8 protein-coding genes are annotated in these 12,355 nt (G+C 69.6%); 2 read left to right on the forward strand and 6 right to left on the reverse strand.

The window, feature by feature from the left end:
• Positions 1-11: 11 nt before the first annotated feature.
• From AC07N1_RS19015 to AC07N1_RS19040, 6 genes are read right to left on the reverse strand one after another with little or no spacing between them, the layout of a single operon-like run.
• Entirely contained in the window at positions 12-3,686 is a 3,675-nt protein-coding gene (locus tag AC07N1_RS19015; protein WP_494673203.1) for a S8 family serine peptidase, read from the reverse strand.
• 13 nt (positions 3,687-3,699) lie between these two features.
• On the reverse strand, positions 3,700-4,122 hold the full coding sequence (locus tag AC07N1_RS19020) for a hypothetical protein (RefSeq protein ID WP_494673204.1): 423 nt from the start codon (positions 4,120-4,122) through the stop codon (positions 3,700-3,702).
• A gap of 13 nt (positions 4,123-4,135) precedes the next feature.
• Complete coding sequence (locus AC07N1_RS19025; RefSeq protein WP_494673205.1) at positions 4,136-5,698, reverse strand: c-type cytochrome; 1,563 nt, start codon at positions 5,696-5,698, stop codon at positions 4,136-4,138.
• 1 nt (position 5,699) lies between these two features.
• On the reverse strand, positions 5,700-7,109 hold the full coding sequence (locus tag AC07N1_RS19030; RefSeq protein ID WP_494673206.1) for an NADH:flavin oxidoreductase: 1,410 nt from the start codon (positions 7,107-7,109) through the stop codon (positions 5,700-5,702).
• The gene (locus tag AC07N1_RS19035; RefSeq protein ID WP_494673207.1) at positions 7,109-8,008 is read right to left on the reverse strand and encodes a hypothetical protein; all 900 of its coding nucleotides are present in this window, start codon (positions 8,006-8,008) and stop codon (positions 7,109-7,111) included. The genes AC07N1_RS19030 and AC07N1_RS19035 overlap by 1 nt, the downstream gene beginning before the upstream one ends.
• Entirely contained in the window at positions 8,005-9,855 is a 1,851-nt protein-coding gene (locus AC07N1_RS19040) for a peroxidase family protein (protein WP_494673208.1), read from the reverse strand. The genes AC07N1_RS19035 and AC07N1_RS19040 overlap by 4 nt, the downstream gene beginning before the upstream one ends.
• Positions 9,856-10,161: 306 nt before the next feature.
• Between AC07N1_RS19040 and AC07N1_RS19045 the strand changes: the two genes are divergently transcribed.
• Together AC07N1_RS19045 and AC07N1_RS19050 are read left to right on the forward strand one after the other, a co-directional pair.
• Positions 10,162-11,247, forward strand: a complete 1,086-nt coding sequence (locus AC07N1_RS19045; RefSeq protein ID WP_494673209.1) for an acyltransferase family protein — start codon at positions 10,162-10,164, stop codon at positions 11,245-11,247.
• A 236-nt stretch (positions 11,248-11,483) separates the two neighbouring features.
• Positions 11,484-12,355: UDP-glucose dehydrogenase family protein (locus tag AC07N1_RS19050; RefSeq protein ID WP_494673210.1), on the forward strand; the 872-nt coding region annotated here is incomplete at its 3' end.

The following is a 12,355-nucleotide window of genomic DNA, read 5'->3' on the forward strand; positions in this document are numbered from 1 at the left end:
GCCCCTCCCCCTCAACAGCAGTCGTGAAGCATGGCGAAGGGCTCGCGGTCGCCCATGACGCCGAAATAGGCGCTGCGGACTTGGCCGGTCCCGCGCGGCGGCGGGGCGGCGGCCGTCTCGGCCCAGGCCTGGGCGAGGTTGGCCACGCGTTTGCGGATCAGGTAGCGGGCCTGGTAGCTCTCCAGGTCGAACAGCACCGTGCAGCCGCCCCGGCGGGTGACGCCGCCGCTGTCGGTCCATTTCTGGGTGATCTCGACGACGATGTCGCTGACCGTGACCCCGTCGGGGCCGATCCGCCGGGCGGGCCGCACCGAGTGGACCTCGATCTTGCCGATCGTCACCTCCTCGCTGAAGGTCTCGCCGTTCTCGACATAGTCGATCTTCTGCACGCCCTCGTCGCGATAGAGGCCGAAGGCCTTGAGCTCCAGGTCGGTGGCCCGCTCGTCCAGCGGCACGGCGACCTGCTTGCCGTTCTCCCAGCGCCGGCCCGACAGCCAGGCGTGCAGGACGCGGGCGTTGTCGCGCGACAGGTTCCAGGCCTTCTGGCGGCGGTTCCGCAGGTTCCAGCCGAGGTCGAGCTTGGGCAGCAGCCGCGAGGCCGTGGTGATGACCGCCGGGGGCGCTTCCCAGACCAGGCTGCCGGGCGACAGGTGCGGCACGTTCTGCGGGAAGATCCCGCGCTTGGCGAAGCCGCCGATCAGGGCCAGGCGATAGCCGCGCACGTCGTTGGGCACCACGTCGCGGTCGGCGGTGATCATCGCCCGCAGATAGTCGCCGAAGGTGGCGTCGACCGGCGGGCAGTAGTCGAGCGCGCGGATGCAGATGTTCAGCAGTTGCTCGGCCAGCTTGGCGGCCACCCGCGCCAGGGCCTTGACCAGGGGCTGGGGCAACTGGCCCTCGGGCAGCACGCCGCTGCCGCCGGTGGCGAGCACGATCACCTCTTCCTGGCGGGCGGCGTAGAGGGTCAGGAAGGCGTCGAACACCGAGGCCACCAGCATGGCCCCGCGATCGTGCGCCTCCATCGGCAGCTCGGGCGCGGCGCCCTGCAGCTCCGACAGCTTCTCCTTCGACAGGCCGTCGACCGCCTCGCGCAGGGCCTTCTGGAACTGGCCCTCGCGGCTGGTGGCGCGGCCAAACTCGACGGCCAGTTGCACCAGGGGACCGCCGCCGGTCAGGTCGCCGCGACTGCGGCCGATCTGGTGCTCCAGCGCCTCGGGCAGGGTGAAGTGCTGGAACAGGGCGACGATGTCGGCGAAGGCCTCGTGCAGGGCCATGGCGTCGGGGTGGGTGGATTCCCGATAGCGCGGATGCAGGCCGTCGAGCAGGGCGTGCGAGGTCTCGTGGGCGACGATGTCGTGCGACAGGCAGCTGAAGGTCATCTGCCCGGCGGGCGATCCGCGCCAGTCGCCGCCGGCGGCGGGGAAATAGCCGAACAGCAGCGCCTTGCGGTCGGGGCTGTAATAGGCGTTCGCCCCGCGGAAGGCGTGGGGATAGATGCGCAGGCGCTGGACGTATTCCTCGCGCTCCCGGCGCTTGGGCTTGCCGGCGTCGCCGATGGACTCCGCGGGCGGGAGGGTCGGCAGGTCGCCTTCGCTGAGATGGCGCGACGACCATTGCGCCGTGCGCCCCAGCGCCCGCTCGAAATGGCCGATGGTCTTCATCGCCACCGCATAGACCATCTGCTGGTGGAAGCGCGGGTCGGCCGGGGTCGGCGACAGGCCGTCCTGGCTGAGCAGGTGCGGATGGTTGAGGTCGACCGGCGCATAGGCCGCGTTGCTGACCGGATCGACGTCGATGACCTCGAGATATTCGCCGATCGGCCCGGGCTTGAGATTGCCGTCCCAGGGCACCTCCAGCCGCGCGACATTGATGCCGGCGGTGTCCTGCGAGGCGCTGAACGACGGGTCGAAGGCGTAGACGCGCAGGCGGCGGCCGGCCGGCTCGCGCACGGTCGGGTTCAGGGCGTGGTCCAGGTGCAGCCGTTCCATGTCGCCCAGGACGGGGGCGGGCGCCGGGGCCGAGGGCTTGGCCGGCGGCTGGACGGTGCGGGTGTCGGACCCGCGCAGATAGGCCTTCAGCCGGCGCGAGGCGCGGGGCTGGTCGGCCAGGGCCTCGCGCAGCTTGCGACGACCGGTCTCGGTGTCCGGCGGCTGCGCGGGATCGGGCATAATCGCCTCGATCGCGGCCGACTGCGACAGCTGCAGGATCTCCAGTTCCAGCATCTGCTGCACGGCGGGATCGACGGGCGGCGAGCCGGCCGCGCCGAGGCCGGCGGCCAGGCGGATCAGGGCGAAGGCGGCGTCGTCGGCGGGCGACTTCTTCAGCGAGCCGGCCGCCGCCGGCTTGACCCCCAGGGCCTGGTCGGCGCGCAGCAGGCCGGCGCCGAAGGTGCTGCGCGCGCCCGGGCGGGCGCTGGCGAACAGCGCCTTGCGCACGGCCTCCACCCGCATCCAGCCTTCGGGATAGGCGTCGATCTTGGCGCGGTTCTCGGCGATCCACAGGGCCGCCGCAGCGGCGATCTGCGGGGTGGCGCACGAGGTGCCCTGGCCGCTCCAGTCGACCAGGTTGGCGCAGCCGCCCACCGCCCACGGAAGGTTGGGCGTGCAGGCCGCAAGCGCCGTGCCCATCTTGCTGTCGGGGCCGTAGTTGCCGGCCATCCGCCCTTGGCCCAGGTCGGCGTAGGGCGAGCCGTCGGCCATCACCCCGCAGGCGGCGATCACCCGGTTGAAGCGGGCCGGATAGACGACGTTGCGGGTCGGGAAGTTGTTGTCGTTGTTGCCCGCCGCCGTGACGATGAAGATCCCGGCCTCGTACAGCCGGTTGACCGCCTCGGCCCAGGCCTGGGAGGCGAGGCCGCCCATGCTCATGGTGATGACGTCGATGCGGGTCTTGGGATCGTTGCGCAGGCCGTACACATAGTCCAGCGCCTGGGCGAAGGTGCTGGAGCGGAACAGCACCACCCGGTCGGCGATGCGGATCGGCACCACCTCGGCCCCAGGCGCGCCGCCGTACTGCTCGCTGGCCAGGATGGCGATGGTGCCCATGCCGTGGCCGTCCTGCACCCACAGGCCCTCGGAGCGGTCGCTGGCGTCGCGCGGATGGTCGCGGTCGACGAAGTTGCGCTGCAGGTCCAGCCGCAGGTGCTTGGGCAGATAGCGGTGGGTCGGGTCGTAGCCGGTGTCGATATGGGCGATGCGCGCGCCGGCGCCGGTCTGGCGGCTGGCTGGGGTGAAGCCGGAATGGTCGCCGTTGCGGAACCACAGATTGTCGCCGTCGACATGGGGGAAGTTGCGGCGCTGCGGCGTCGGCTGGGGCCGGCAGGCCGGGGCCGCGCCCATCGTCACCTCGGGCGCGGGATAGGACCAGCGCTGCTCGAGGTCGGGCTCGGCGAAGACCGGTCCGCCGCCGCCGGCCGCGCCGAGGCCCTCGCCGCCCTGGCCGGCCAGGGCGTGGCACAGGTCCCACAGATTGCGGTCGTCGCCCTGCTCCAGGCTGAGCTTCTGCCATTCGGCCCCGCCTCCGCCGGCCGCGGCGAAGCCTTCGCCCTCGCCCGCCGGCTGGGAGATGTGCTCGAACAAGGGCTCGGCCTTCAGCCGGATCGGGGCCGCGCCGAAGCCCAGGCGCAGGCTCTGCGACTTGAGCGGCGGCGCCTTGATCAGGACGGCGGGCGTGCGATCGGTCGCCATGGCGCGCGCCTCCTTAAGGCCGCGTCATGACGTGGGCGCGGAACAGACGCAGGTAGAACAGGAAGATGATCAGCGCCCAGGCGTAGTCGAACAGCGCGAACCACAGGAAGCCGCCGCCGCAGAACACCCAGACCGTGCCCATCCAGATTCGGCCCAATATGCCGATCAGGTTGGGGGCGCGCTTATGCACCGGCTCCAGCAGCCCCGGCACGTAGAGGGCCGTCACCAGGATCAGGGTCGCGCCCCAGCCGCGCGTCCAGCCCGCGACGTTCGGCGCGTCCAGGCCCACCGTCTGCGAGACGAAGTTCGGGGCGAACATGCACAGCAGGCCCACGACCAGGTGCAGGAACATGTTGAAGCCGAGCACGCCGCGATAGACGTCGCGCGCGCGCCTGGCCTGCTCGTTCGACCAGCCGATGCTGAGGCCGTCGCTCATCGTCGCTCCCCCTTCAGAAAGTCAGCAGATAGGCCAACAGATCGGCCTTCTGTTCGGGCGTCAGACCCACGCCGTAGAGGTGTCCGCCATTGCCGTTGCCGGGCAGGGCCGTGTCGTAGCAGGCGGTCCCGCGCGGGGTCGGCTGACCGGGCGTGCAGGCCGTGGTCAGGAAGCCGCCGTTGACCGGATCGAGCACATCCTGGTCGCGACCGCGCAGGAAGGCCTTGGGCCGTTCGGCCGGCGCCTTCAGCAGGTCGGTCAGGGTCGGCACCGAGCCGTTGTGCAGATAGGGTCCGCGCAGCCACAGCCCGTCGAGCGGCTGGTTGGAATAGCCGTCGGTCTTGCGGAAATAGCGGAACTGGTAGGGCGTGCCGGCGAACATCTTGCTCAGCTGCTGCTCGCGGAACTCCTTGGTGTAGGAGTCCAGCCGCGCGCGGTCGGTGCCGATCAGGGCGATCGGCGTCACCTTGCCCAGCTTCTCGGCCTTGAAGACGTAGCCGCCGGCCTCCTGCCCGCCGTGGCAGGCGAAGCATTCGGCCTTGTAGATCGCCTGGCCGCGCAGGGCGGCGGGGGCGTTCAGCGGATGCGGGCTGACCGGCGCCGGCAGGTCCATAAGCCAGCCCGCCACCCGCCGGAGCGAGGCGTGGTCGACGGTCTTGGGCGTGACGCCCGCGCCGATGGCGGCCGACAGGTTGCGTTCCTGCAGCGAGGTGTTGTTGCCGTCCCAGTGCAGTTCCATGCCCTCGCGCGGGCGCTGGTTGAAGATCGCCGGGAAGTCGGAGACGCCGTGCACCTCGGCCTGGGTCAGGCTGGCGGCCGACGTGCCGAACTGCAGCAGCTTGTAGGGGTTGAAGGTGTCGACCCTGCCCGCTCCCCAGGGCGACTGCCGCTCCAGCAGCGGGCCAAGGCGGCCGCGCACGCGGATCAGGCCTTCGCGGAAGCGCGGCATGACGGCGGCCTGCCAGACCAGGCGGTCGAACCAGTCCAGATGCGCTCCGGCCTTCTCCATCGGCCCGAACAGGTCGGCCGGCTCCAGCCGCTCGTCGGTGGCGGCGGTGAGCAGCAGGGAAACGAAGCGGTGGAAGTCGAGATTGTTGGACGGCATGCCCGGCACGACGTGGACGACGCCGCCGTCCGAAGCCCGCCAAGTGCCGGTGTGGCAGGTGGCGCAGTTCAGCCAGACCACGTCGACGCCGTTGACCTGGCGCTTGGAGACGCCGATCGGCAGGTCCTTGCGGACGCCCTTGTCGTCGGTCTCGTAGATGAAGCCGAAGGCGGTGTAGTCGCTGCGGCCCTCGAACTGCTTGGGATAGAGGGCCGGCAGGGCCTTCCACACCGCATAGGGCACGCCGCTCTGAGGTTCGGAGCCGATCGAACCGTACTTGAAGTGGTCGACGTCGCTGGCGTAGCGCGGCGTGGCCGAGCCCGACAGCCGCAGGGCCGCGCACAGGCCAAGGCCCAGCACGATCACCGCCACGGCGATCAGCAGCGCCACCACGGCCACACCCAGCCGCAACTGCCAGCGCGTTGCAGCCAGGTGGGCCTCGACCGCCGTCACCGCTTTGTTGGCCGCCATCCTAGAGCTCCGAAGCCAGGGGGATGCGCATGTCGGCGCGCGGCTTGTAGACGCTCATGATCTCGTCGATCATCGCCTCGCGGGACGGGAAGCGGGCCTCCTCGTAGCAGCCCATCGGGTTCTTGGGCGCGTTGGCCAGGCACTTGTTGCAGTAGGTGCAGGGCTTTTCCGGCAGGTCGCGGCCGGCCGCCCATTGCTGGACCAGATCCTTGTTGGCCATCAGCGAGCGGGCGATCGACACCCCGTCGACCACGCCCTCGGAGATGGCGTCGCGCACGAACGAGGCCGTCTGGAAGCCGCCGGTGCACAGCACCGGCACGCTGACCGCCGCCTTGATCGCCCGGGCCTCCTCCAGGCTGACGCCCTCGATCGGATGACCCTTCTTCATGCGGAACCAGATCCAGTGGAAGATCGGCCGCAGCAGCGGATAGCGGAACAGCAGGAAGTTGCGGAAGCCGTAGACGCCCGAGCTGATCATGGCGTCGTAGGTCACCGCCAGGATGTCGATCGGCAGGTCGCCCGGCGGGTTCAGCGGGTGCGGGAACAGCGAGCCGGACGAGACGTGGATGGCGTCGGCGCCGGCCGCCTCGACCCACTGGGCCACCTGCACCGTGTCGGCCAGGGTGTTGCCCTTGTGCTCCCACGGGATGACGTTGTTGCGGTCGATGGCGCTGAGCTTGACCTGCAGGTGGAAGTCGCGCCCGACCCGCGAGCGGATGGCGCTGATCACGTCGAGCAGGAAGCGGGCGCGGTTCTTCAGCGAGCCGCCGTATTCGTCGGTGCGGTCGTTGATCCCCGAGCTGAGGAATTGCGTGAACAGGTAGCCGTTGGCCGCATGCAGCTCGACCCCGTCCAGCCCCGCCTCGCGCGCCCGCCACGCCCCCGCCGCGAAAGCGTTGATCGTGTGCTCGATGTCGCCCTTGGTCATCGCCCGGCACAGGAAGCCGTGCAGGGTCTCCCTGTTGCTGGTTGAGGTCAGGCTCGGCCGCATCTGGTTGTGCACGCCCGGCAGGTCCATCTGCCGGCCCGAGTGGCTCAGCTGCATGATGTACTTGGCGTCGAAGCTGTGGACCGCCTCGCCCAGCCTGGCCCACAGCGGGATGAACTCGTCGCGGTGGACGGTGGCGTAGCCGGCGATGATCCGGCCTTCCATCAGCACCGGCACGTAGGACGAGATGATCGCCCCCACCCCGCCCTTGGCGAACTTGCTCTCCCAGTTGATCCGCGTCTGGGTCAGCGAGCCGTCCTGGTTGTCGAAGATGCCGGAGATGTTGGAGCGGAAGATCCGGTTCTTGACGGTCAGGTTGCGGAAATGCAGCGGCTGGAAGATCGGGTCGCCCGCGGCCGCCGCGTCGGCGGGGGTGCGGATGATCGGACCGGCGGCGGCGCGCGGCGGCAGGACGTCGGTCATCAGCGCGCTCCCTTACCGGCAGGCGCGCTGGCCTTGGCCTCGCGCCAGACCGCGCCCAGCAGCGAGGCGGTCCAGTGGTGGGCGGGACAGCGGCTCCAGCTGTCGGTCATGAACACGATCTGGTGCGAAGGGCTGCGATAGCGGGCCGCGTCGAGCTGGAAGAGCGTGATGGCGCCCGGCTCGACCTCGCCCCACAGGGTGCTGGCCGGGGCCTTCCACTGGCGCAGCACGTTGGCCGGCGCGACGGCGCACTGGCAGATCACAGCCTCCTCGGTCAGGCTTTCGCGGGCGAAGGGCTGGCGCCACAGGCCGCGCATGATCTTCAGGCCCCGCACCAGGTTGTGCACGGCGACGCCGGTGGCGTGGACGGCGGCCGGATCGTTGTCGACCGGCGCGGCCAGGGTCTTGCGAGCCCGATCGACGGCGCCCGTCAGCGCCCACCACAGCAGTTGCAGCGGATTGAACGAGCGCGGCGCGGCGTCGAGCGTGCGGGCCGCCTTCCAGCGATCCTTGCGGGCCGCGTAGCCGGGGGCGAACAGCTCGCCGACGGCGGCCTGGGCGGTGGGGCCCAGGACCCCCTCGCCCTTCTCGCCGCGCACATAGGCGGCCAGGGTCGCGCGCTGCTCGGGCGTGCCCAGCTGGGCGTTTTGCAGCCGCTGTTCCAGCAGGGCCTGCAGGCGGGCGCGATCCTCGGCCTCGCGCGGGGCCACGGCCGGCAGCGGGTGCGAGCCCACGCGCAGCACCTTGCGGATGCGCCCGGCCAGCAGCCGGTTGATCAGCGGCCCTTCCTTCTTGAAGTCGCGGTCGAGGCGCGGGTCGGCGACGATCGCGCGAATGGCGGCCGGCTCGTCGAGGCGGATCACGTCGACGAGGCCGGGAATGCGGATCCGGCTGCTCATCCGGCGGTTCCCTTGGCCCAGGGGAAGAACATGCTGCGGGCGTCGGCGAACTGGGCGGCCAGGGCCGGAACGTGGCGCTCCATCACCTGGCGCAGGCCGTTGTCGCGCACCCAGGCGAAGCCGGCCGGGGTGTAGACGTCGGCGTTGAAGTCCTCGCCGTAGAAGCGGTCGCTCTTCAGGCGGCGGGTGGCCATCAGGATGAAGATGCGGAAGGCGGTGTCGGAGAAGCCGAAGCCAGGCGGCGTGCCGTTACGGGCGCACTGGCTCTCGGCGAGGGTGCCGACCAGCAGGTCGACCTTCTCGACGTCGCCATAGATCTCCTCCAGCTCCTTTTGCCATTCCTTGTTGTCGGTCAGCTCGGCGAAGGTCTTGGGCGCGCGCATGCCCATGTGGCGCCGGAACTCGCAGTAGCGCGGCACGCCCCGCTCGCGGTCGCGCAGGATGTCGGTGGCGGCCAGATCCGTCAGCACGTCGTTGTCGCGCTTGGGCGGCAGGCTGCGCAGGGTGTTGGGGTAGTTGTGCAGGCACAGCGCCCCCGGGTGGCTGGTGGCCAGCGAGTAGACGACGTCGTCGAAGCTGGCGTGCTCGTAGACGCTGGAGGCCTGGCCGCGGGCCACGCCGATCAGGTCGCGCTTGAGCAGTTCCTTGTCGTTCACGTGGCTGCGGAACGAATAGTCGTCCGGCATCAGCGGGTGCATGCGGTAGCAGGCCGCGAACTCTTCGGTCATCGCGTAGGGCGCGTTGTGGTGGTCGACCGGCGAGCCGGCCACCCCGAACAGGATCTCGCTTTCGCCGCGCCGGCCGAACGCCCTGTGGAAGGTCTCGCCCGCCAGGCCCCACCAGTTGGCGCGCATGGCCAGGCGCCCCTCGGGGCTGTTCATCAGGGCCGGCGTCCACTCGACGGTGTGGATCTTGGCCAGCAGGGCCGAGACCACCAGGCGCGCCTTCTGGAACAGCCACTCGCCCGAGGCCTCGGGGAAGTCGATCTTCAGGCGGTCCACGACCGAGTTGTGCTCGCGCACGAAGACGGTGTGCATCACCGACAGGCCGATCCACCAGTTGCCGTTGACACCGGCCAGCTCCAGCCCAGGGATCTTGGCGGCCTCGTCGATGGGCAGGTGGCCGTCGGGCTTCAGGCCCAGCTTGCCGTCGGTCAGGAACTGGCCCGTCGTCGGGTCGGTGCGCACCTTGACCTGCCGGCGCAGCGACGAGCCGTAGATCTGCGAGGCGTCCCACCAGTGGGTCTCGACATTGGTGTAGGCCTGGGGCCGGCCCGCGTCGCCCGGACGGTCGGGGTCGCGCAGGGTCTTGAGGATCTCCATCACCCCGCCCGGCCAGCTGTCGCCCTCGGGGATCGGCACGTAGAACTTGTCTTCCGGGTCGTTCTCGCCGTGGCTCAGCCAGTCGTGGACCATGAACTGCAGCCAGGCGCCGGCCAGGGCGTTGAGGTGCGGGACCGGCACGAACTCCTTGCGGGCCAGCAGCCGGTTGCTGATCACCCGCGGATTGGGGGTCATCAGGGCCGGCTCTTCCTCGCCGAAGGTGCGCTCGATCGGCATGTTGCGGCCGAAGCGCGCCCCGGTCATGCCCATCCACGGCTTGGACAGGTCGTTATAGCTGCCGTCGGCGGTGCGGGCCTGGCGCACGTCGATCGAGCCCGGCGCCGGCTCGGGCGGGGGGATCGTCGGCTCCATCTCGGTATCGAACAGGTTCTCGTGGCGCATGTTGACGCGCAGCCCCGCCAGCGTCGGCACGGCCAGCGTGGTCGGATACTTGTGCCACGGCTGGAACCGGCTCAGCACCCGCGCCGCGCCGCCCAACAGACTTTCCAGTAACGAACCCGCCACTCGTCGCCCTCCCCGCAGATGGGCACGCCCCACGATTGCAACTCCGAGCTAAACACGGATTCGGTACAACCGCGAGGGGAATATCAATGTTCTACGAAGGGGAATTTCCGCCGCCTGGGCGTGCATGAGGAAAGCGTGGCCGCAGCGGCGCTGCGATCGATTTGAGCAAATGGCCAGCCGACGTGAATTCCTCGCGTTCGGGTCACAGAAAATTCCCAAATTGGCGCGAGAAAGCGCCATCGCGTCCTTTGCACCTAGGCGTGCATTTCCTTAGGCAGCACAACATTGGCAGGCATGGCGTCAGAGATGGACACCCGCTCTTCGGCGACGACCGACGCGCTTCCCCGCCCTTCCGGCGGCGAGAAGCGCCCCCGCATCGACTGGATCGACGCCGCGCGGGGCCTGGGAATCATCCTGGTCGTGCTCAGCCACGTCTCCCGCGGCCTGGTGTCGGCCAACATCGCCCAGGGACCGTTCTGGGCGGCGCTGGACTTCACGCTCTACAGCTTCCACATGCCGCTGTTCTTCTTCCTGGCGGGGCTGAACGCCCGCAGGAGCGTGGAGCGCAGCGCCAGGTCCTACCTGCTGAGCAAGGTCGTCACGGTCGCCTATCCCTACGTGCTGTGGTCGCTGATCCAGGGGCTGATCCTGGTGGCGGCCTCGTCGCAGACCAACCGGCAGCTCGACGTCCACGAACTGGCCTATATCGGCTGGAGCCCCATGGCCCAGTTCTGGTTCCTGTACGCCCTGATGCTGTGCCACATCGTCCTGGCGATCGTGAACTACCGCCCCATGGCATTGGCGATCGTCGCGGTCGGGGCGCTGGCGGCCAGCCAGTTCCTGCCCAACGACGTCATCCTCGAGCGCTTTACCTATTCCCTGCCGTTCTTCCTGGTCGGCGTGCTGACGGCGACGAGGGCCCTGTCGTGGCCGGGGACCAAGAGCCCGGCGGCGCCCGCCGTGCTGTGGGCGCTGTTCGCCGGCGCGGTCTGGGCGGCCAGCCTCGTCGCGCACGGCGACTACAGCTCCATCCCCGCCCTGCCGGCCGCCCTGCTCGGCGCGGCGGCGCTGATCGCCACGGCCAGCGCCCTGCCCGGCGCGCTCAAGCGCTGGGCGGTGAAGCTGGGCGAGGCGTCGATGAGCATCTACGTCATGCACATCATCGTGGCCGCCGGCCTGCGCATCGTGATGGTCAAGCTGCACGTGCCGCCGATCGCCGGCGCCTACGCCCTGGTCTGCACGGCGGCGGGCGTGATCGCCCCGTTCGTGGCCCACCTGGTGCTCGCCCGATGGGGCCTTCTGGCGCCGCTGGGCCTGGCCGCACCGCGCTGGCTTTCGAAACTGTCGCGCGGACGTCCCGCCGCGCCCCAGCCCCTGCGCGAAAGCGCCTGACCCCTGCCCATCGGCACAGTTCGCCCAAGGATGCGCAAAGTTCATCCTGCGGGTGTAGTCAAGGTCGATTGCTTGGAACTTAGTGAATAAAGCCCATTGGACAGGCGAAATATGTCGATGACGGCCGCAGCCTAGAATTTTCACGAAGAGACGGTTGCTTCCAACTTCTGATTACGCAATTACAGGCCCGATCCACCTGCCTTGTGTCGCGAGGCGTTAAGTCTAATGAGGTTTCGATGCGCGTAGCGATGATTGGCACGGGCTATGTGGGCCTGGTGTCGGGGGCGTGTTTTGCGGACTTCGGTCACGTGGTGACGTGCATCGACAAGGATCCGCGCAAGATTTCGCGACTGCTGGCGGGCGAGATCCCGATCTTCGAGCCGGGCCTGGACGATCTGGTGGCGCGCAACGTGCGTGAAGGCCGCCTGTCGTTCACGCTGGAAGGCGCCCAGGCGATCAAGGAGGCCGACGCGGTGTTCATCGCCGTGGGCACCCCCACCCGCCGCGGCGACGGCCACGCCGACCTTAGCTACGTCTACGCCGCCGCCGAGGAGATCGCCGGCCTGATCGACGGCTTCACCGTGATCGTCAACAAGTCGACGGTGCCGGTCGGCACGGGCGACGAGGTCGAGGCCATCGTCAAGCGGGTCAATCCCAACGCCCAGTTCGCCGTGGTCTCCAACCCCGAGTTCCTGCGCGAAGGCGCGGCGATCGAGGACTTCAAGCGTCCCGACCGCGTCGTGGTCGGCACCGAGGACGACCGGGCCCAGGCGGTGATGCGCGAGCTCTATCGCCCGCTGAGCCTGAACGAGACCCCGATCGTCTTCACCGGCCGCCGCACCAGCGAGCTGATCAAGTACGCCGCCAACGCCTTCCTCGCCATGAAGATCACCTTCATCAACGAGATGGCCGACCTGTGCGAAAAGGTCGGGGCCGACGTCCAGCAGGTGGCCAAGGGCATCGGCCTGGACAAGCGCATCGGGTCGAAGTTCCTCAACGCCGGCCCCGGCTACGGCGGCTCGTGCTTCCCCAAGGACACCATCGCCCTGGTCAAGACCGCCGCCGACTACGGCGCGCCGACCCGGCTGATCGAGACCACCGTCGAGGT

It is taken from the genome of Caulobacter sp. GW821-FHT09B11, assembly GCF_059418205.1.